14 protein-coding genes are annotated in these 21,503 nt (G+C 55.0%); all 14 read right to left on the bottom strand.

Annotation, left to right across the window (positions count from 1 at the left end; genetic code table 11):
- Nucleotides 1–113: 113 nt before the first annotated feature.
- The 14 genes from HZA73_08705 to HZA73_08640 all read right to left on the bottom strand — a co-directional run bounded on the left by HZA73_08705 (nt 114) and on the right by HZA73_08640 (nt 21,489).
- On the bottom strand, nt 114–3,038 hold the full coding sequence (locus tag HZA73_08705; protein MBI5806111.1) for a M28 family peptidase: 2,925 nt from the start codon (nt 3,036–3,038) through the stop codon (nt 114–116).
- A gap of 56 nt (nt 3,039–3,094) precedes the next feature.
- Nucleotides 3,095–4,738 carry a DUF2817 domain-containing protein gene (locus HZA73_08700; protein MBI5806110.1) on the bottom strand — a complete coding sequence of 548 codons (1,644 nt, stop codon included), beginning with the start codon at nt 4,736–4,738 and terminating at the stop codon, nt 3,095–3,097.
- A 28-nt stretch (nt 4,739–4,766) separates the two neighbouring features.
- Entirely contained in the window at nt 4,767–7,397 is a 2,631-nt protein-coding gene (locus HZA73_08695) for a T9SS type A sorting domain-containing protein (GenBank protein ID MBI5806109.1), read from the bottom strand.
- Between the two features lie 72 nt (nt 7,398–7,469).
- Entirely contained in the window at nt 7,470–10,976 is a 3,507-nt protein-coding gene (locus HZA73_08690) for a T9SS type A sorting domain-containing protein (GenBank protein ID MBI5806108.1), read from the bottom strand.
- Nucleotides 10,977–11,231: 255 nt separating this feature from the next.
- Nucleotides 11,232–11,741 carry a phosphohistidine phosphatase SixA gene (sixA, locus tag HZA73_08685; GenBank protein MBI5806107.1) on the bottom strand — a complete coding sequence of 170 codons (510 nt, stop codon included), beginning with the start codon at nt 11,739–11,741 and terminating at the stop codon, nt 11,232–11,234.
- Nucleotides 11,742–11,941: 200 nt separating this feature from the next.
- Nucleotides 11,942–12,670, bottom strand: coding sequence for a thymidylate kinase (locus tag HZA73_08680; protein MBI5806106.1), 729 nt, complete (start codon nt 12,668–12,670; stop codon nt 11,942–11,944).
- Nucleotides 12,652–13,344, bottom strand: coding sequence for a dTMP kinase (gene tmk, locus HZA73_08675; GenBank protein MBI5806105.1), 693 nt, complete (start codon nt 13,342–13,344; stop codon nt 12,652–12,654). The genes HZA73_08680 and tmk overlap by 19 nt, the downstream gene beginning before the upstream one ends.
- Nucleotides 13,334–14,266: a hypothetical protein gene (locus tag HZA73_08670; protein ID MBI5806104.1), complete on the bottom strand. Its 933-nt coding sequence runs from the start codon at nt 14,264–14,266 to the stop codon at nt 13,334–13,336. The genes tmk and HZA73_08670 overlap by 11 nt, the downstream gene beginning before the upstream one ends.
- Before the next feature lie 65 nt (nt 14,267–14,331).
- Entirely contained in the window at nt 14,332–15,012 is a 681-nt protein-coding gene (locus tag HZA73_08665) for a hypothetical protein (GenBank protein MBI5806103.1), read from the bottom strand.
- 23 nt (nt 15,013–15,035) lie between these two features.
- Entirely contained in the window at nt 15,036–16,160 is a 1,125-nt protein-coding gene (gene tgt / locus HZA73_08660) for a tRNA guanosine(34) transglycosylase Tgt (protein MBI5806102.1), read from the bottom strand.
- A 174-nt stretch (nt 16,161–16,334) separates the two neighbouring features.
- Entirely contained in the window at nt 16,335–17,843 is a 1,509-nt protein-coding gene (locus tag HZA73_08655; protein MBI5806101.1) for a mechanosensitive ion channel, read from the bottom strand.
- 101 nt (nt 17,844–17,944) lie between these two features.
- On the bottom strand, nt 17,945–18,376 hold the full coding sequence (locus tag HZA73_08650; GenBank protein MBI5806100.1) for a hypothetical protein: 432 nt from the start codon (nt 18,374–18,376) through the stop codon (nt 17,945–17,947).
- Entirely contained in the window at nt 18,373–19,347 is a 975-nt protein-coding gene (locus HZA73_08645) for a tRNA 4-thiouridine(8) synthase ThiI (GenBank protein ID MBI5806099.1), read from the bottom strand. Before HZA73_08645 ends, HZA73_08650 begins: the two co-directional genes overlap by 4 nt.
- A 36-nt stretch (nt 19,348–19,383) precedes the next feature.
- Entirely contained in the window at nt 19,384–21,489 is a 2,106-nt protein-coding gene (locus HZA73_08640) for a S9 family peptidase (protein ID MBI5806098.1), read from the bottom strand.
- Between the last annotated feature and the right edge of the window lie 14 nt (nt 21,490–21,503).

Here is a 21,503-nt window from a genome sequence, read left to right as displayed (position 1 = left end):
TCCTCCTTTTTATGTAGAATTTTATTTAATGTTAGCACTAAAGTGTTACTTTGTCAATAACAATATTGAAAGGTTAAATAACTACCTTTTTTAAGTGTAAAGTTATTTGTTTATTATTTTAAAACTATCATTTTTCTGGTTTGGCTCATATCTCCTGCCTGAAACCGGTATATATATACACCATTGGATACATTCATTCCGTTGTCATTGCTGCCATTCCAGGCAATTGAATAACAGCCTGCTGTTTGCTCTGCATTCACCAGGGTTTTCACCAATTGGCCCGCGATGTTATAGATGTTCAGTTTGACCCGGCCCGTTTGGGGAAGCTGATAACTTATTGCCGTCTGGTTCTTGAACGGGTTGGGTGAGTTCTGGAACAATCTGAAATCAGTTATCCGCTCCAAGTTCTCCGGCTTGCCCGCCGCCCCAAGCGGCTCCTCCCCGAACTCCGCCATCACCTTCTGGGCCGCTGCTTTTACCTGTTCCCGGTCCATGAAGTACAGCGGGAAGCCAAAGAACACCGTCTTGCCCGAGTCCCGCACCGCGCAGGCCCGGCCCTCAAAAGTACTGCCATTGTTCTTCATGTCCATCACATATATGGTGTCCGCTCCGGCCAGCGGGGTCAGGGCCTCTATGCTCCGCAAGGTCTTTCCCCAGATGGTGGAGGGATATTTCAGGGTATCTATTGTTATATCAGGGTAACCATATAAGCCTAAGGCCGTTTTAAAGGAGTCCGCCGTTCCCGACAACTCTGCATGCGTAATCTTGAAACAGTCGTAGGACAAGTCACCGGCAACATAGTTCGCCGGATAGGTTATGCTGTTATGCAGATTCCCCGAAGGTTTCCAACCAGCCAACCACAGTTTGCCACCGTTATCAAGGTAGCTCCTCAGATCATTGACCGCCCCAGTAGCTAGCATCCCGGCGTAATCATCGGCCAGCCAAGCCACTGTGGAGTACGTTCCGAAGTCCGCTAATATTGGCTTCTGCAGGGAGGTTCCATACTCGTACTGTTCGTATTTATATCCTGACATAATGTAATTATAAAAGCTGTCCTGCTGGACGTCCCTCGGAAAGCTCCCAGTCGACCAGTTATTGGTCTCGTCAACCAGAAGAATCCCCTGGTCCAGCGTAATTGGGCGGCAGTAGACCGAGTCGGAAAACTGGCTGCAGTTGCCGTCCGTGTCCCTGGCTTTTATCTTGTAGTAATAACGGCTGGCCCCGGACAGTGGCTTGTCAAGTAAAAAAGTATCTGTGGTATAAGCCAGGCTGTCAAAAGTTCCATTATCTATCCTGCGGTAGACATTGTATCCCTCCAGATCGAGTTCAAAATTGTTCTCCCATAACAAAGCGCTTCCGGAGTCTACCGGAACTACGGCCAGGCCGGCTGGAGCCTGGGGTTGAAGCTTGGGGGTTCCGCTGACTTCCATGGCATCATAACTTTCGCGGCTATTATATCCCATGGCCGTCACCGCGAAATAATAAGCTGAATCCGAATACAATCCGTCAATAGTGTCAATATTTGACGTCTGTCCCGGCACCCAAGTTGTATCGCCATAATTCCCGCTGCTTCTTCCCCGGTATATCCTATATCCGGTAACATCACCTTCCGGGCTGGGCTGCCAGCTGACCACCAGTCTGCTGCCATCCCCCAGGTCGCGGCATTTGACAGAATCCACCGGACCGGGATAAAGCCCCAATATGGCGGTCACCGCTAGCGAGGCTTTGGTCACTGCGGTGTATAGCAAGGGGTTGATCTTGTCTATCGTCTCTTCTGTGGTATGATAATAGGGATTGAAGCCGGCATAATAATCGGCGATCAGCATCAGCGCGGGGTAACCCCGGTCGGCGAATGACATATCATCGGAACCGTTCCCCATGCCTTGATAAACGGTCAGCTCCGGGGCGTAGATCAGCGCCGCCTCCGAATACAAATCATTGAGCCACTGAGAAAATGGGTCGCTGCTTCCAACATCTATATCAATAGCTGTACTATTCATCCACCCCACCATATCCATGTTCACCACTCCCCGGAGATCGGTGCCCAGGTTTTGGGTACTGGCGGCATAGTGGTCACTTCCCAGCAGATAGCTTTCCTCCGCCGCCCATAACGCATAAGTTAGGGATGGGTTGAATGACGTTCCCCGGCAGATCCGGGCAATTTCCAAAGTGGCGGCGCTGCCCGTGGCATTGTCATCGGCCCCGGGAGCGTCGGTGCGGCAGAGACTGGTATCGATGGGGTGGGAATAACCGCCCAGGGTGGTGGCATCCAGGTGGCCGCAGATAACAAACTCCTGTAATGGCCTGGAAGAACCGGGGGCCTTGGCCAATACATTACGGTCGTATCCTGCCCCGGGCCAGGGCTCGGCAAAATAAAGGCTTCGGGCGTGGTAGAAACTGTCATATTCGGCGCTGTATCCGTAGGAATTGAATTTTTGAAGCAACCATTCCTCCGCGGCATAACAGCTGTCGGAAAGGGCCAGTCTGGTCTTAAAATCCTGAAGTCTCTGGATGGTCGCGGTCAGAGTATCGGAATTTACCTGGTCCACCAGGACCTGTATTTCCGGATCGGACTTCAGCCTGGCCGGGGCCGACCGGACTAATAATATCTGATCCCAGTATCTGGCTGGCAACGCTTTTACCGGAAAGGGCTGATACCTGTGAGGATCTGGCAACGATAGTTCCTTACCGGAAGAGTTGTATCCTATCACTGATTTCCCCTTTTGCCAAAGCACCTTTTCGGGCTCCCCTTTCCCTATCGGAATACCGTTCCTGGCGACCCAGTATGCGCCTTGATTGTTCCATGGGCCGATAACCTCAACCTGATAGCCCCTGGTTTTCAAATAGATTACTGTTTGGATATCGGCAACCGACAGGGCTTGTCCCGACAAAAACAGCCGCGTGGGTATTCTCTCTTCTCTCCACCGGATAATATCATTCCGATCCTTAAGGGAAACGGATATCAACTGCTCGTTGGCAGTCCCGGCAACTGCCGAAACTAACGCCATCAGTAAAAACGATAGTGCTTTTAATTTCATGGTTCGGTCCTTCCAATCAAGAATGAAAAACGCTCTTTAAAAAACGGCGAATTTACTCAATCGATCTTAACCATTTTCCCCATAATTTTTTGTCCCCCGGCATCCAAGCAAAAACAATAAACACCGTCGGCAGTTTTCCGCCCGGCGTCATCAATTCCATTCCAGTTAATATCATAAATACCGGGATCCATGGTGCGGTCAAGTATTTTCCGTACCTGCTGGCCGGCAACATTGTATATTCTAAGATCGCAGCTTGACCGTTGAAATAACTGGAAGGCAACGGTAACTGAATTATGCAGGGGGTTGGGATAGGTCTTAAGCAGTTTTATCCGCTGGGCCACGATCTCGCAGGGATTGCCCTCTACTCCCCCCGGATCCTTGACCAGGGCCACGTCCAGGCTGGTCAGGCTGTCATAATTCACCCGGACACCGCTGATGGTCTTTGGGAAATATCCGTCCTTGGAAAAAGTGAGATCGTAAGCGCCCGAAAGCAGCATCCGGTGATAGTCCCCTATGGAATCGCAGTAGACCGGCTTGTCAATCCCCGCCACCTCAACCTGGGCAAAGTCCAGGGGCAGGCCGGTGGCGGAATCTGTGACCAGGCCCTGAAGTCCCAATCCAGCCTGGCGGATGAAGAAAAGCATGCCGCCGCGGTTGTCACTCCAATAAGCCGGGAGAGTACTTGCCTCCGGCCATTTGGTCCCTATTTCCATCGTGACATCCAAACAAGACGTACCATGATACGACCAGTCCTGCAGTGACCCATAAACATAGTACCAATCCCAACCGTTGGTCACGCCGCTGTCAAAAACGGCACTGGCGTACATCGGCGGATTCAGCCGTGAATAACCCAAAGAGACTTCTTTCGCCAGCAGGTCATCCGGGCAACGGATGACGGTATAATCCCAGGGATAGTTGGCGACCAAAGCCCCACCGTGATAATTTAAGGACAACACCGCCCGTTTGCTTGACCAAAAATCCATGAACAATTGTGTTTCAACTTCATTGACATATGTGCCATCCTCACCGATCGAACCATCTGGCACAGGGTAATTACGGTTAAGATCAACGCCGTTGGCGTTATATCGCTGGTCTAATTCATAACCATCGGGATTTAACGATGGCATGAACCAAATTTCCCGGGTGTTCACCATATCTGTAATTGGGGAAACGCCTCCATACACTTTCGTTAGAGAATCTATCATCGCCAGGCACAGTTCCCGCCCAACGGTTTCATCGCCATGGATATTGGCGGCCAGCCGCACCTCGGCTTCGTTTTCCGCGCTGTCCGGGTTGTCGGTGACCAGAAACGCCCACAGTTCCCGGCCCTGGACCGATTGTCCGATTGACACCTTCTTCGTGATAGCCGGATAAAGGGCGTGGATCGAATCGAGGAAATTGGTCATTTGGATATAATTGTGATATTGGAGAGCGATTTTGGGATCAATTTTTTTCACCAATCTTCCCTCCACTTTCCAGCCCAAAGAGATCAACTCATCATACTTGGATTTAGCAATACGGGCTTCTATATAACCGTCCCTAAGTTCCTCTATTCCCACCCCCAGCTTCTGAAACTTGTAGACATCATCGTGGGAGGAGATGTAGATCTTCACCGGGATCAAACTGCCGGACTGGGCCTGTAGACCAGCCGGGACCAGCAGCAACAGCATAACCGGGATCAATAATAATTTTATTTTCATGGCTCCCTTACTTTGAAGTATATTTATTTTACCTGATGACTGTTAGTCTTTGGGTGGCGCTTAATCCTTCGGTCTGCAGTTTGCAGAAATATATCCCCGAACCGAGGTTCTGCCCCTGATCATCCCGCCCGTCCCAGCGGACCGCATGATAGCCGGCCGGCTTGGGGCCTGCTTCCAAAACCCTTACCAACTGGCCGGAAACATTGTAGATTTTAGTTTGAACCGCTCCTGACCGGGGCAACTGGTATGTTATTTCCACTCTGCCGCGGCTGGGATTGGGATAACCTTGTTCCAGGAAAAATGTTTTCGGGATCAACCGGGAATCCGGATCCCCCTGAATTCCGTCGGGATCATAGGAGAAATGGGCCTTGTCGCAGAACAAGCCTCTCTCCTTGCCGTCTTCGGCATAAGCCCGCCACCAGTAATGACCCGGGACCAGAGCTTTGGTCAACTGCCAGGACGTGCTGCCGGAACCTGAGGCCACATTTTTTCCCTGGGCGTAGATGCTGGTCAGCAGAGAATCGGAGTAAATGTTGAAACCATAGGACAAAAGATCTCCATTGGTATCGCTGGCATTGCTTACGGTCAAATACGGCAGGGAGTCGGGCACTATGGCGCCTCCGGAGGGAGAAACAGCCAGGGGTTTTCCCGGAGGCCGGTTGCTGGAGGTGTCTCCGGTGACCACGATGTCGTCGAGGTACCAGCCTTCGTCGGTCACGTAGCTGTCGGAATTAAGCCTGAAGCCCAGCCTGATCGTTTCCGAGTAAGCGCTGAGATCGATGGTGTGCTTGGTCCAGCCGGAGGTCCCGTTGAACCTAGGTCCGGCCAGGATCCAGGTGGCGCCGTTGTCTGTGGATACTTCCACGTAACCATAATCCCAGTCCAGTTCCAACCCGTAGCGGTGCCAGAAACTCAAAGTGTAATACCTCTTGGCGGTGATGGGCCCGGACACCAGCCGGCAGTTCATGTCGTCACTGTAGACCCAGCTGCCTTCATTGCCGCAGTACCAGCTGTGGCTTGGGGTGTGGCTGGAATGGGTGGTGATATGCCACAGATCACCTGATCCGCTGTGGGTCCAATCCCCGATCCCTGCCTCTACCTCGTTATGAAATATGGTATCAATGCCGCCGGTCATGGAAAGGCGGACCTGCCCTGGATAAATGGAGCCTTCGGTGTCCTTAAGTTTGACCTCGAAATCAGCCGCGTGTCCGGCCGGGCAAACAGTATCTATGCTGATGGTGAAAGGAACTGTGTTATACTTTGTGGCAAGCGCCGAAATATCCCCAAAAGCCCCGGCAGCCTGCTTGATCTCCATGTAGGGGTCGTTGCTTCCCAGGGTTCCGGTGATGCCGTTGGCTTCTGCATCCAGGGCCCGGTTCTTTACCTCCAGCGAAAGGTCCAAAAGTTCCCCGGACTCGGCCAGGGTGTCGCCGTCTCCGCCGGCTATTGATGTCTTTCCGGTGGGGACAGGATAGGCACCGGCGGCCTGGGCCGTCATTATGTTGGGTATCAGGTTTTCGTTGAACTGCTCGACGATGCCGGCGGTATCAGCCTGCCAGAAATCCTCCCCCACCTCCGGGGTAAAGGCGAAGCACCTTGGTTTATCCAGTTCCTCCCCATACATCCAGTCATCTGAATCCCCGTTGGTGTTATATAAAAGTTCCCAAGAAGTACCGTAGGCATAACCGTTGTAGGCAGCAATCTCCATAGAGATATCGCGGAAGATCGATGAATCAGGGGCTTGGATGCTGGCATAGCCCCAGGGATATATCCACAGGTTGCTGTAACTGTGGTAATTAAGCGCTGTTTTAAAATATCCCTCCCTGATCATCAGTCCCATCACCGCCTGAACTTCCGGCTCGGAACCGGCCGAGGGGCCACGGTAAGTCTCGTAAGACGGCGTGGGGCTGGAGCCGCTATTGTCATATCCCCACATATAGGGATAATTCCGGTTCACGTCCACCCCGTAGCTGCCGTCCCCGTTGTTGCGGCGGTTCTTGCGCCATAGGGAATCTGAATATGTCTGGTTGAACACATAGCCGTCGGGATTGACCACCGGTATGAACCATATCTGCCGGTTATCCACCAGCGTTTTTATGCCGGGATCGGTGCTGTAATTCTGGCAGAGGTATCTGGCAAATCCCAGGGTTATGGTCACCGTGATCGGCTCCCGGGCATGGTGCACGCCGGTATAAAGCACTCCCGGTTTTCCGTTGTCCGAGGCGGGGCTGTTGGATACTTTAAAAGCCCACACCGGCCTGCCTTCCCACCCGGCCCCCAGCGATTCCGGCGCGGACACCAGTGACGGGTACTGGGCATGCAGGCTGTTCATCTCGGCCACCGCCTCGGCGTAGCTGTAATAGGGGCCGAAGGAGTCGGACTTGTAACCGGACTTGATCTTCCGGTAGTAGGCAATGACGTCGTCAATGATCACATCAACGGCACATCCCCTGTCCTTTAAGACGGCCAGTTCGGAATCATCCGCCAGGCATTCCACACCGTAGCCGGGTTTTATTTTCAACACGTCCAGCCGGCCATAGGATAAGATGTCTTTCAGTTCTTCTTTCTTGGAGTACCTTACCACCGCCAGCTGTTTGACCGCACCGGCCGGACCGGTGATTACCAGCGCCAGCAATCCCCAAAATACAATTTTATTCATATCTGCCTTTCGCTTAAAGTCAACGGGCGTTTTCTCTTGATCAGAAAACGCCCGTATTCCATGCAGGTTGATTTATTTTATCACCACTAATTTTTTGGTGGCCGAAAAACCGCCGGCATTAAGCTGGTAAAAATAAATTCCGGCTGCCACTTTTTTATCATTTTGATCCCTGCCGTTCCAAAAAACGCTTTGATTGCCTGGGTTCTGGATCCCCATTTGGATGGTCCTGACCATCTGGCCGGCAATATTGTAGACCCTTAGTTCGGTGTTTATTTTTTGCGGGAGCTGATACTTGATCAGCGCCCCACCTGAGCTGGGATTGGGATAGGCCAGTCCCAGCACTATTACTGATGGCAGGCCGGGGTCGGTCTGGGTGCCGGCAACGCCGGTGGTCTCCTGTATCCTTATGTCATCCACATACCAGCCGGTGCCGGTGACCGACCCGTCGGAGGTGAAATGGAATCTCACTTTGATGACCGTCCCCGATGTTATCGACGATAGATCGTATGTTTGCTTAACCCAAGCCGGCTGGTAACCGTCAAAAGCACCCAGATTGTTCCAACTGCTGCCGCTGTTGGTGCTGTATTCCACATTGCAGAAATCATAGGTGGCCTCAGTATCATACTTATGCCAGAAACTGAGTTCGCTTTTGGGACCCAGTATGATCTCGGGCGTTGTCAGCGAGGCGTCGAGCAGGCTGCTGTATTGGCCGGAAGCGCTGTCGCCGCACCACCAGCTTTGCCCCGGGCTGTAAGAACTTTGCCCGGTTATGTGCCACTGCGATTGTACAGAATATTTTGCGGTGAGGCCGGCATCCTCAACATTATCAAAGAACCCGGCTCCGCCTATCACCAACCGGAAACTGTCGGTCCTGGCATAGCCTCCGCTTAAGGCGCTGATGTTGAGCCTTACCCAGGCGAAATAAGGAGAGGCCGGAGGTGCGCCCACCGTCACAGCATAGGCCGGGGCGGAGACCGCGCCTCCGGTGGACGAAATGTCCCCGTAGGAAGCGCTGTTCCCGGTTATGGTCAGGTACGGGTCCGAAGTGCTGAGCAGTGCTGTGGTCCCGGTGGCGGTCTGTCCTCCGCTGTTGCTGATAGTCACCTGGATGCTGTCGCTCTCTCCCGGTTCCAGAATGCTGTTGTTGTTACCGCCGGCAGCCGGATCGAGCACCAGGTGGGACTTATAAGCCAGTTCAGGAGCCCTAATCACCAGGATGAAGCCAGACTGCCAGACCGTGTCCCGGCTGTCACGGCATTCCACAGTGAACAGGGTGGTGTGGCTGTCGGGGGCGGAAGTTGCTACATTCAGCGAAAATCCTAAAATGCCGATGGAATCTCCCGGAGCTATATCCCCGTAAATTTCAACAGAATCGATGAAGGAAACGTAGGCATCTCCGGTTCTGATTTTGGCACCGACCGCCTTGGCGGTGTCGGTCCCGAAATTCTTAAGCCAGAGAAGTATCCCAGCAGTCTCATTGGGGTTCAAAACACCGTCGCCGTTCCCTGTGGCATCGTCAACGGTGTTTTTCAGGTGAGCCACATAGGCCCCGCCGGAATAGGTCTGTATCTTGCCCTGATACGGGGCGCAATTGTGGGCGGTGACCGTCACCGCCAGACTGTCAACCGCTCCCCCGGGGTTTATGTTGAAAGTTATGTTGCCGGCAGCATCAGTATAACCCGAGATCAGCAGGGTTTTGGTACTGGGACGGTAAACGGCCACCAATGCGTCCTGTACCGGACCTCCGGCATCGACATTGACAGTTAGCTGGCTGGGCCAGGCTGAAATGCTGTCGGGGTGGGTTACCGTCAGGGCGGCCGGCTGTTGGGTGTACAGGTCCACCCCGGCGTTGCCAAAAATGTTATATTGCTCAAAATAACGGTTCACGGTAACGCTGACCGCCTGATCCCAGCCGTAAAAGCGGCCCAGGTCCAGCTTGGCCTTGACCGTCATCCCGCCGATCAGAGTATAACCGCTGTCCAGAAAGGCGTCGAACATCCGGCGCTGAAGAATATCGTCCTCGTCCCAGTAGGAATAGACCGAGGAGCCCCAAAATGCGATGGCGCCTTTGTTGGCAGTCCTGATCCAGGTCTCCCCAAAGCACTCGCCCAAGCTGAAATCGCCTGTCTGGCAGGCAAAGCTGGTGACGAAGGTTGACATATAGGCATTGGTCAAGGCGTTGATGTCAGCCTGGGTGAAACTGGGGCCGGACCAGCTGGTTGTGGAACCATGTCCGGTATAGGCCATCACCGTCCTGCCGTCGTTGAAGGCCGTGGCTATAGGGGTGCCGGTGCCGTAATAAGCGTAAAGCGAATCACAGGTGATGCCGTGGCTCCGGGACAGGGCCATGCAATAGTTATCGGTCAGGTCGGTCAGCACATGCATAGGATCATTGGTGGAGGTAAAATAGGCCTTGGACATCCAGTCCTGGCTTGCCCCCCAACTGCCCTGCTGGTAGTTTAGATACTTGGTAAGATAATACCCCAGCTGGGGGGTGTTGGCCACCGAGATCCGGCTGAGATAAAGATCGGGGACGATGTCGCTTCCGGCCATGGTGGAATAGTACAGGTCGGTATAGGGCAGATCCTCCTCGGTGCTGCGATGGGCCGGTATGCCGTTAACATCGCCCACCAGTAGGACCAGATCCGGCGGGTTGGCTCCGTCATAGACCGACTGAATGTACTGCCGGATGTGAGTGGTATCTGCCCCGCCGGGGATCTCCGAAGTTCTGGTCACGGTCACATGATATCCCTTGCGGGTGTCCCAGTCCACCAGCGGTTGGATGCCGGTGTAGAATGAATCCACCACTATGATCAACTGATTGACCGGGGCCGGAAGAACGGCTTTCCCTGCCTTGCTTACGGCCAACTCATTGATGGTGATGCCCGTCACATGTTTGTCGTATAGTTTGGAGGAATATTTCTGGTAAATGCTGTTGGTGCGGGCCTGGTCCGATCCGGAAAGATTTACAGTCACTTTGACCCTGGTGGCTATTTTCAGCCTTCCGCTTACCGGGTTATAGGATATGGGATTAAAACTGGCCAGCACCGCCCGCTTGGCACGCATGCTTACCGGACGGGAAAGGGTTACTTTGGCCTGCCCGAAGAATTTGTCCTTGGAATAAATGTTATCGTCCATGGCAAACGGTATCTTTTCGGCGGCGCCTTCGATCTTGGGCACCGGGTACTGCACCGGGACGATCTTTTGCTCTATTCCCAGTTCCTTCAGGCTTACTTCCCGGCTTTCCAGTATCTGAAATTCAGCCGTGGCCGTTGCGCCCTGGGGTATCTCCAGCCATTCGGATATCACCGGAAGCTTAGGCTGGCCGACGGCGGTATTGTAGCCCTGCCCGGGAATGGTCAGCAGGCCAAAGTCCCCGCCCTTGGTGCTGGCTGTGCTTTTTTCGAAACCGGGAACATTGATCTCAAAAACGATCTGGCTGTTGCCGCTTTGCAACAGGCTGACCGGCTTTTGGGCCGGTCCGGCCTGGGTAAGGGACAGCCACTGGGCCTGGGCTGACCCTGATACGGCTAATATCATCAGGCCGATGACAGCCATTTTTATGCCATGGTGTTTCATGTTTTCTCCATGTTTTATATATTGAAGAATATTACTGCAAGAATAGTGCCGGATCTCTTCGCTTTGACTGTTTTACCAAAAGCTGCAAGGTCTTTAAATTCAATGGACTGTAAAGGGGATTATAAGTTAGATAACTCTATAACTATTTCGGTTTCCGGGAAATGATGCATATTTTACACAATATGCAATTATTTATCTCTAATTAATTAGTGTAACTCAATTTAGGGGCTTTGTCAAGAGCCGAACGATATATCTTTATTTGCCAACCATCATCCCCATTTGTTTGCTGGTCAACAGCCAGTGAAGCGCGGCGCAGCGCCCGTATTTCAACTCTCCTGCCTCCAGCTTGCACAAGGCCCCTTTCTTGAATTCTACCTGGGGACTGTGGCTGCCGGAGATCAAATATGCTATCAGCCCGCTTAAAAATGGCTCGTGCCCTGCTATCAGCACGCTTTTGTTCTTCGGAGCATTCTCGTTTATCTCGGCTATCAGTTTTCTGGGATCCCGGCCGGGCTCCAGGTTTTCGGTGATCTGCAGGATATCAAGGCAGTCCAGCAGCCGGCATACGATCTCGGCGGTCTGCCGGGCCCGCAGGTACGGGCTGGCAAAGGCCAAGTCAAAGGACAGACCCATGGCCTTCATGCCCAGCGCCGCCTGGAGCATCTTGCGCTTGCCCTCGGCGGTCAGCGGTCTCTGGCTGTCGTCGGAGTAGCGGGGATCCCCGAACTCCCCGGCCAGCCCGTGTCTTAGTATGTATAGTTCCATGAATATTTTTGACAGGATTTACATGATTTTTTATTCCAACCCACGAAACAAACGCCACCGCCTGTGGGCGGGGTGCCGCTGCAGCGGCAAAACGGCACGAATATTATTGACTATACAAGGTTCTCCATGGATATTTATTTGAATAAAATCAAATCCGTGGAATCATGTTAATCCTGTCTGCCCCGGTAAAGTAAAAATCCCTATTCTTCCCGGCTGTTCAACTCCAGCGGGCTTAATATGAACCTGACCTTGGAGATCAGGTCCTGGGAAATGGTGTTGGGCGCCCTTCCGGCATTGACGGACTCGAACCCGTAATGCTCCTGCATTTCCCCGAAGATGTTTTGGATCTTGCGGTGGTATTTTATAAAGCACTCGTAGCGGTCGCCGCTGCGCTGAATGTCCATGCCGGATTCCCAGTAGTCCAGTCCGCCCTTGTTCTTGAAATTCCGCTCGGCCAGAAGCTCCGGGCCGGCCTTCAGGTAAAAGACCGCGTCCGGGACCAGGGCTATGCCGTAGACCTCGCGCACCCAGGCCGGGTCCACCCCCCGGGCGATGTCCCGGGCCATCAGGGTGTAGATGTAGCGGTCGGCCAGCACGATGAAATCCGACTTCAGGGCCGGGATGATGGTCTTCTCCAGCTGGTCGGCAAAGTCGGTGGCGTAGAACAGCGACAGGGTGATGGGGCTGAGAGTGTTGCCCTGCATGGCCTCCTCCAGCTCGGCCCCCACCAGCTTCGATCTTTTAAGGCCCACCCGGGTGGTGGCGTAGCCCAGCCGCTCCAGCCAGTCGCTGAGGAGGTTGATCTGGGTGGTGCGCCCGGAGCCGTCGGCCCCTTCTATCACGATCAGCTTGCCGTTGAGTGTTCCCGGGTCGACGTTGGGAAGCCCCTGGCCGTAGAATTTCTTGGGGGTCAGCGCGATGTTTTCCATTTGTACCTCTCCAGCTCTATCCGTTCCTGAATGTGGCCCCGCACCTCTTTCTGCAGCTGGTCGGGCGGGCGGCCCACGTCTATCTTGATGAACCCGAACTCCTCGGTCATCCGCAGGTATTCCTCCCGCATCTTCCCCTGAAAGGTCTTGAAGCTCTGGAGGATGTCGGGAGAATAACCCATGTCCATGCCGGCCTCGTAGTGCTTCAGCTTGGCCCGCCCCGACATGATCCGGGACAGCGCCATCTCCAGCGGCACGTCGAAGAAGAAGGTGACGTGGGGGTGGACCGCATAGCTGTACAGGCTTTTCACCCAGTCCCGGTCGCAGCCCCGCACCGCGTCCCGGGCGAAGGCGGTGTAGATGTAGCGGTCGGCCAGCACGATGTACCCGGCGTGGAGCAGCGGCAGGATCTGGCGCTCGTAGCGGTCCGCGAAATCGGTGCAGTGGATCAGGGCAAAGGTGGTGGGGGTCAAGAGCTGCTCCCGCTTCCCGTTCTTCACCGACTGCCGGACCAGGGGCGAGGAGTTCCACTCGGTGAAGAAGACCTTGTAGCCCTCCAGTTCCAGCCAGCGCTTGACCAGGTGGATCTGGGTGGACTTGCCCGAGCCGTCCAGCCCTTCCACCGCTATCAGCTTGCCCGGCAGTTCCTGCCCTTCGACGAATTTAGCCGTCATTGCTGTTTCCTGTATTTAGAGATTGTGCTATTGCCATGAGCAAACCGTCTTTCAATCCCACCCGGGGGACTTGGATCTCGTCCAGTCTGGTGTTTCCCAGCAGGACCAAGATCAGCAGCGCCGCCGGCAGGGCCACGTCCGCCCGGTCTGGTTTCAGGTTGAACCGGTCCATTCTCTGTTTCAGGTCCAATGGAATCAGAGAGTCCACGATCCTTTCCAGGCTGCCACGATGCAGGTGGTTCTTTTTGCCAGAGCCCGTCACCTGGACCGCCAGATCAGCCAAAAGCTCCAGGCTTCCCCCGGTGCCGACCAGAACATCCATTTGATGCTGTTTCTGGGCTTCATCCAGCCAAACAAGTGCAGGTCCGGCCAGTTTTTTGATGTCGGACAGCGCCTGGTCCTTGTTCGTTGCTCTGATGTTTTGCAAAAGCCTTATAGCTCCGAGTTCAAAGCTTTGGGAAGCGGCCAGGGTGCCGTTTAGTACCGTGCTCAGTTCCAGGCTGCCCCCGCCCAACTCCAGGTGAAGAACGTTCCTTCCCGTCAGATCTATTTTTTGGGAGAGAGCGTTCAGCACCAATTCAGCCTCGGTCTGCGGAGATATTATCTCCACTTTCAGGCCGGTCTCAAGTTCGATGGTTTGAAGGACCTCGGAGCAATTGCCGGCCCGGCGCAGGGCTTCGGTGGCCACGGCCCTGACGGGCTGGGCTGCCATGGAGTTTATGATCACTTGGTATTTTTTAAGGGCCGCCAGCGCTGCTTCGATGGTTTCCCGGCCGACCCGGCCCGCAGTGAAGACATCCGTTCCCAGCCGCACTGGTTCCCGGTAGTGCTTAAGGTTTTGCGGAAGTCCGGCGGCGGAGACCTCCGCCACCGCCATCCTGATGGCGTTGGAGCCTATGTCTATGGCCGCGATCTTGGGCATGTCACTATCGGCGAGTTGTTTTAAATGGTCAGTTAATCATGTAAATCCTGTCAACCCACGTTGGATCAGGCCGTCTTTTTGTTTTTGAATTTGTACTTGGCCATCAGCCAGCCCAGCACCACCCCCATCATCAGACAAAGAAGCGCCAGGGCCATGGCCACGGTCTTGATGAAGGACTTTGGCCCCAGGAATTCAAAAGGCTGCTGGTTGTAGCCTTTTTCCTGGATCTGGATGGAGATATTGGCCGACTTGCCCTGGCCCTCCCCCTTGATCCGGTTAACCTCGTATTCCAGGCTCTGCACCTGCTGGCTGATCAACGCCACCACGTCGGGGTCGGGGCTGGCCGAAGTGAGTATTTTGGCCAGGTATCTTTGAAAGGCCTTAAGTTTTTTCTCCTTGGCCGGCAGATCCAGCTCGTCCTGGTTCTCGTAATACGACTGGGACTGAACCGAGCCCCAGCCAGCCACCAGATTGATGAACGCCACCGCCTGGGTTTTATCCACCAGGCAGTTGGCGCTGATGGCCCGCTTGTTATTGGAGCTGTTCTTGTAGTCGCTGTAGCTTTTGAAAACGACCTTCAGCTCAGTGGCCGCTTTTTGCAGTTCCTTCTGGGCGTTATCTATGTTCCTGGTCTCGATGGTTATGTTGCCGCTTCCGGGCGAGGCATGGACCAGACTCTTGGGAAACAGGTTGGAAGTCAAAGCCAGCAGGCAGAAAATGATGCCGGTAAATGTTATCCGGTTCATGATTTTTCCTCCCTATTGATTTTTTAAAGACTGGTGGCCCCATCATTGTTATAATATTTGCCCATGAATTCTTTACGCCACTCATCAAATCTTTGTTCTTCAATGGCCAGGCGCATATCCTCCATCATTCTTAGATAAAACCTGAGGTTATGCATCGTCCCTAAGGTTGAGGCCAGGATCTCGTCTGACATGTACAGGTGCCGGAGATAGGCCCGGGAAAAGTTCTGGCAGAGATAGCAGTCGCATTCCGGGTCCACCGGGGCAAAGTCGTCAAAATGTTTGGCGTTGCGCATGGCCAGCCGGCCGGAAGAAGTGAACAGCGAGCCGTTGCGGGCGTTGCGGGTGGGCATCACGCAGTCGAACATGTCCACTCCCAAAGAGACCCCCTGGATGATGTCCTCGGGAAAGCCCACCCCCATCATGTAACGGGGTTTTTCCTCCGGCAGCACGGAGTTCGCGGTGGTAATGGCCTCCCAGGTCTGCTCCTTGGGTTCGCCGATGGCCAGCCCGCCGATGGCGTATCCCTCAAAGCCGATCTCCACCAGTTCTTCCGCGCTCCGCTGGCGCAGCTCCGGGTAGGTCCCGCCCTGGACGATGCCGAACAAAGCCTGGCCGGAATTGAGCGCCAGGAACTCGTCACGGCAGCGCCGGGCCCAGCGGATGGTGCGGCCGGTGGAGCGCTCGGCATATTCCAAAGTGGCGGGATAGGGAATGCATTCGTCAAAGCACATGATGATGTCCGCCCCCAGATCGGCCTCCAGCCGCATCACGCTTTCCGGGGTGAACAGGTGGGAAGAGCCGTCTATGTGCGACTGGAAGCTGACCCCCTCCTCCCTGATGTTGCGGAGCTCGGCCAGGCTGAACACCTGAAAGCCTCCGGAGTCGGTGAGGATGGGACGGTCCCAGCCCATGAACTTATGAAGTCCGCCGGCCTTCTTCACCAGTTCCTGGCCCGGCCGCAGATATAAGTGGTAGGCGTTGCCCAGAATGATCTGGGATCCGATGTCCTTCAGATGCCGGGGGGTCAGGGACTTGACTGTGCCCTGGGTGCCCACCGGCATGAAGGCCGGGGTCTGAATCTGGCCGTGGGCGGTGGTAACTGTGCCCCGCCGGGCCTCGCCTGACTTATTTTGTAATTTGAATTCGATATCCTTGGACCTTTTATTAGGAATCCATGAATGCAGGAAAAAACTTTTCTGAATTCCGTGTTTCAGTTACTGCGCGCTATAGCCCCGCCGGACACTGAGCCGCCGGACAGAGCATGCTTAAGCCGCAGTCGAAGTGTGGCGGGGCGCAATCGTGGTAAAAGCAATCCTCTCGTTTTACATCGCGAAGAAATTTCGGATCTTCTTCAGAATGCTGGCCGAGCTGGCGGCCCGCCGCTCCTCCTCGGAGATGGCCCGGGACTTGGCGATCCGCTCCAGGTTCTCCTTCTGCCTTTGCTCGATCATCTTGGAAAGCGATTCGGCTATCTTGGGGTTGGCCGTCAGTATCGGGCTGATGTCCTTCTTCTCCACCGCCAGCACCTCCACGTCCCCGACGGCCCGGATCGAGGCGCTGCGCTTCTCCCCGGTCAGCAGGGACATCTCGCCGAAGAACTTGCCCGTTTCCAGTTCGGCCACCCTGGTCTGGCGGCCTTCGGGATCGGCCACCAGCACCTCCACCTTTCCCTGCTTGATGATGTAAAACGACCCGCCCTCATCGCCCTGCCGCACCAGATGCTCGCCGGCCGCAAAGGTCTTGGCCTGCAGGCTGGCGGCCAGCCTTTTCAGGTCCTTTTCGGGAATGGCGGCGAAGAGCGGCACCTGTTTGAGATACAGGCCGGCCTGCTGTTCTTCCGCCCGGCGCAGTTCCTCCGGTTCCCGGACCTTGGCCGGGGTCACCCGGACGTCGCTGATGGGATAGGGGAATTCAATGCCGTGGCGCTTGAAATGGTACCAGATCCGGCTCATCACGTCGTCCTCGATCTCATACAGGTCTCCGAAATCGTCGATCCAGAATTTGACCCGGTAGTTGATGGTATAGTCGTCGTACTCCTTCAGCCAGACCCGGGGCTGGGGATCCTTGATCACCCCGTGGGCTTCGGTCATGGCCCCGGAGATCACCTGCTTGATCAGGCTGGGCGCGGCGGTGTAGGGAACGCCGATCACCAGTTCCCGGGCGTGGATGGGGGTGGGATGGCTGTAGTTGATGATCTCGTTCTTGGCGATGGAGGCGTTGGGAATGATCACGTAGTCGTCGGTGAAGGTCTTAAGCCGGGTGGCCCGCCAGGTCATGTTCTCCACCTGCCCCTCCTGGTTGTTGATCATCACCCAGTCGCCGATGGCAAAGGGCCGTTCCAGGTTCAGGGCGATCCCGGCGAACAGATTGCCCAGCACGTCCTGCATGGCGATGCCCAGGATGAAGGTCAAAGCGGCCGAGGTGGCAAACAGCGGCCCCAGGTTGACCCCCAGGTTCACCTTGAGGATGATGAAGAACACCAGTATAGCCAGCATCCAGCGCATGATGTCCCGCAACAGCAGCGGTACCTGGGCCTTTCTGCTGTGGGAAAGCAACAGGTCAAATCCCAGGTATTCGAAGATCTTGATGGCCAGATAGAATCCCAAAAACACCCCGATGGAAAGAACCAGGGTATGGGTCTGCGTTTTCAAGGGAATATGACCCCAATGCAAAAAGAGCCGGAAAGCCACGTACAGCCCGCTGATGTTCAGCACCAGGCCCAGGCTTTGGAAGAACTTCCAGCGGCTTAAGCCCCTCAGGAACAGCCATAAGACTGCGAAGGCCAGGAACAGCCCGAAGCCCAGAAGAATTAAGTTGGTTGTTATCGGCATTAGGTTCTCCTTGTATTCAAGATGGGATGCATTTGTAAGTATGGTTTTTCCGACCTAACCCCCGGCCCCTTCCCGATGCGGGAAGGGGTGAAAGGGTTGGGTCAAAACCGTCCCGCCAGAGCCAGCTTATTCCGGTCGATCACAAAAGTTATCCGCGGTTCGGAGTTCTGGTTGAATTTGTACAGGTGGGCGCTGACATAGGCGTCAGCCAGCGAACCCAGCCAGACACCAATGGTCCACAACATGTACTTGCGGCGTTTCTGGTAATAATAGTCCTCTTCGGCCCAGCTGGAATTCATGTAATCTTGGTCATATTTATACCAATTATATCCCACATAGCCAAGTGCCCCGGCAAACCCGGCCGCTTTCAGGTAATTCTGGGTATACAACTGCCCGCCTCCCGGGATCACGGCAGAAAATGAAACCGCCAGAAAGGCCGAGCGGTGAGGTTTCTTGAATGTAGTGTCCTGCTGGGCCAGGGCAGGTGTGAGGAGCAGCAACCATAGGGAAATTATCAGAATTATTTTTTTCATATCATGTAACCGTTCACTTCCTGCTCGGCAGGTTTTACCGTTTCCATGGTTTTCATCTGATCCTTGCCTGAATAAATGTTAAGGCTTAGCTTTTCATCGATCTTAACATCGCAGTACCGGGCCACTATCTGCAGGGCCAGGGCCAGCCCGGCCTCATCCGGTCTTCCCCGCAGCAGACTCACCGGGCCTTTGATGGTGTGATCGGGGCGAATGATCATGACATCCTCCCCGGCCATTTTCAGCAGAACTTCGTTCTCCGCCTTGTTGCGCCCCACCGCCAGCTTTACGTTGGGGGCGATCCTGAAATGCCGCCCGGCGGCCAGCAGTTCCACATCCCTCCTCACCAGGCCTTCGTGCTTAAGCAGTTCTTTAAGCCGGGTGGAATAGTTGGGCTCGGTCAGCAGGCAGCCGCCGGCCGGCTGGGGATAATCCTTTATCCCGAAACTTTTGGCCAGTTCCTCCTGCCGCTTGCGGCCCCGTCCTGAAAAGTCGTGGAGTCTTTCCCGGTCCACCCAGCCTTCCCGCTCCGGTTTGGAGGGCGCCAGAAGTTTGGCCGACAGGGGGCGCAGGATCAGGTCCCGGTCGGCGGAAAGTTTCAGCACTGCATTCAAGCCTCCCTTGGTCTGGGACATGGGCCGTTCCCCCATCACCTCTCCGGTTATCAGGAACGAGGCCCCATGCTCCTCCAGCAGGCCGTGGGCGGTCCTTAACATCATCCCGTGACAGTCTATGCAGGGGTTCATGTTCCCGCCGAATCCGTAGCGGGGGTTCTTCATCATCTCGAAGTATTCATCGGTGAAATCGTGTTCGATCAATTTGATGCCCAGCTGGCCGGCGGCTTTGCGGGCCGGCTCCGGCCCGAAGAACGGGGTGACAAAGCAGAGGCCGATGACCTCAATGCCCTGTTCCATAACGGTCCTGGCGGCCAGGATGCTGTCCAGGCCTCCGGAGAGAAGCGATAGTGCTTTCATCCTTTATGTTCTTTTGTCTTATGCATCATTTCTCGTTTATTTCCTGATCCCCAGCACATCCAATATGAATGCATATTCAAAGGCCAGGTCCTTAAGATATCCGTATCTGCCGGAAGGCCCGTGGTGTCCGCTTTTCATATCGGTCTTCAGCACCAGGCGGTTGCTGTCTGTTTTGGCGGTCCGAAGTTTGGCCACCCACTTGGCCGGCTCCCAATAGGCCACGTTGGCGTCGTTCCAGCCGGTGCTTACCAGCATGGCCGGATAGTCCTGGGCCCGGATGTTGTCGTAAGGCGAATAGGAAAGCATGTACCGGTAATACTGGGGATCCCGGGGATCGCCCCATTCCTGGTATTCGGCGGTGGTCAGGGGAATGGTGGGGTCCAGCATTGTGTTGATGACGTCCAGGAACGGCACGTCCAGCACCGCGGCCCGGAACAGATCGGGCCGGCTGTTGACCACCGCCCCCATCAGCAGTCCTCCGGCGCTGCCTCCGCTGATCACCAATTTATTGGAAGAGGTGAATCCCTGTTTTACCAGATGCTCCGCGCAGGCGATGAAATCGGTGAATGAGTTCTTTTTGTTAAGGAGTTTTCCGTCCAGATACCAGCCCCGTCCCATCTCCTGGCCGCCCCGCACCTGGGCCACGGCATAGACGAAGCCCCGGTCCAGCAGGCTCAACCGGCTGGAGCTGAAGTAGGGATCATTATTATCTCCGTAAGCGCCATAGCCGGTAAGGTAGCAGGGATTGCTGCCGTCCAGTTTCAATCCCCGGCGGCGGACCAGCGAAATTGGGATGCGGGACCCGTCCGGAGCGGCGGCGTATATCCTCTCCGAAACATAGCGCCGGGGGTCGTATCCGCCCAGCACTGCCTGTCTTTTCAGCAGGTGATAGGTGCCGTTGTCCATCTCGTATTCGTAGACCGAAGGCGGCGTCACCAGCGAATTGTAGGTATAGCGGAGCTTGGAGGAATTATAATCGTATTTTTGCCAGGGGTAGATGGAATAGGCCGGCTCCGGGAATTTCAGGACCGCAGCCGCCGTGGTATCGCCCCATTTAATGACCTTCAGCCCGCTTAAGCCGTTCGTCCGTTCCTGAATAGCCATGAAATCCCGGAACATCAGCACGTTTTCCAGCAGGACATCGGGCCGGTGCGGGATCACTTCCACCCAGTTCTTGGCGGCGGGATCGGAGATTGGGGCCCTCAGCAGCCGGTAGTTCTGGGCGCTGTCATTGGTGAAGATGTAGAAGTCCGGGCCGTGGTGTTCCAGCCAGTATTCGACCTTCTGGCGCCGGGGCCGGAAAAGCTTGAAGCTGTCCTCCGTCCGGCCGGCGTTAAGATAGCGCAGCTCGGACTCTTCCTTGCTGGCGGAGGTGATGAACAGGTATTGCTGGGAAAACGTCTTGCTGATGCTTACCCAGAACCGGGGGTCTGTCTCATGGTAGATCAGGCTGTCCCGGCCCTCCCCCAGCCGGCGGCGGAACACCCGGTCGGAGCGCTGGGTGCTGTCCACGGCTTCGTAGTAAACGGTCCGGCTGTCGTTGGCCCAGACGATGTTCCTGACGCCGGAAATGGTGCCGGGAATGTTCTTCCGGGCCTTCATATCCTTGAAATGCACATCGTAGACAAAGGCTCCACTGGTGTCCACCGCATAGGCCAGGATGGAGTGATCGGGGCTGACCTCGGTAATGTCGATAGAATAGTAGGAGTGTCCACGAGCCAGTTTGTTCTCGTCCAGTAATATTTCTTCAGAGGCTTTGAGAGACCCTTTCTTCCGGCAGTAGATATAATAGTCCTGGCCCTTGACGGTGCGGGAGTAGTAATAGAAACTGTCGCGCTTCACCGGGACCGATAGATCGGTCTGCTTGATCCGGTTCAGAAACTCCCGGTACAGTTTTTTCTGCAAGCCCCTGGTGGGGGCCATCACCGAATCGGTGTAGGCGTTCTCGGCTTCCAGATATCTTTTGACCCGGGGATCGGACCGCTCTTTAAGCCAGTGATAATCGTCGGAACGGACGAAACCGTTGATGCTGTCGCTCCAGGCCACCACCGGCGCCATGGGCGGCTTGGGCTGGGCCAGGACTAAGCCGGCCAGGAGAACCTGAAAAAGGAGAATGCTGATTATGTATAAACGTTTATTCATTATTATTCTACACG

It is taken from the genome of candidate division TA06 bacterium, assembly GCA_016235665.1.
Taxonomy (GTDB): domain Bacteria; phylum Edwardsbacteria; class AC1; order AC1; family EtOH8; genus UBA5202.
This window is presented reverse-complemented; position numbering and strand designations above follow the sequence as displayed.

What these genes read in the sequence shown, in the direction of transcription:
- HZA73_08695 (MBI5806109.1), bottom strand. Translation starts at nt 7,397, where the DNA reads ATGAATAAAATTGTATTTTGGGGATTGCTGGCGCTGGTAATCACCGGT.
- sixA (MBI5806107.1), bottom strand. Translation starts at nt 11,741, where the DNA reads ATGGAACTATACATACTAAGACACGGGCTGGCCGGGGAGTTCGGGGAT.
- tmk (MBI5806105.1), bottom strand. Translation starts at nt 13,344, where the DNA reads ATGACGGCTAAATTCGTCGAAGGGCAGGAACTGCCGGGCAAGCTGATA.
- HZA73_08690 (MBI5806108.1), bottom strand. Translation starts at nt 10,976, where the DNA reads ATGAAACACCATGGCATAAAAATGGCTGTCATCGGCCTGATGATATTA.
- HZA73_08655 (MBI5806101.1), bottom strand. Translation starts at nt 17,843, where the DNA reads ATGCCGATAACAACCAACTTAATTCTTCTGGGCTTCGGGCTGTTCCTG.
- HZA73_08650 (MBI5806100.1), bottom strand. Translation starts at nt 18,376, where the DNA reads ATGAAAAAAATAATTCTGATAATTTCCCTATGGTTGCTGCTCCTCACA.
- HZA73_08645 (MBI5806099.1), bottom strand. Translation starts at nt 19,347, where the DNA reads ATGAAAGCACTATCGCTTCTCTCCGGAGGCCTGGACAGCATCCTGGCC.
- HZA73_08700 (MBI5806110.1), bottom strand. Translation starts at nt 4,738, where the DNA reads ATGAAAATAAAATTATTATTGATCCCGGTTATGCTGTTGCTGCTGGTC.
- HZA73_08680 (MBI5806106.1), bottom strand. Translation starts at nt 12,670, where the DNA reads ATGGAAAACATCGCGCTGACCCCCAAGAAATTCTACGGCCAGGGGCTT.
- HZA73_08640 (MBI5806098.1), bottom strand. Translation starts at nt 21,489, where the DNA reads ATGAATAAACGTTTATACATAATCAGCATTCTCCTTTTTCAGGTTCTC.
- HZA73_08665 (MBI5806103.1), bottom strand. Translation starts at nt 15,012, where the DNA reads ATGAACCGGATAACATTTACCGGCATCATTTTCTGCCTGCTGGCTTTG.
- HZA73_08705 (MBI5806111.1), bottom strand. Translation starts at nt 3,038, where the DNA reads ATGAAATTAAAAGCACTATCGTTTTTACTGATGGCGTTAGTTTCGGCA.
- HZA73_08670 (MBI5806104.1), bottom strand. Translation starts at nt 14,266, where the DNA reads ATGCCCAAGATCGCGGCCATAGACATAGGCTCCAACGCCATCAGGATG.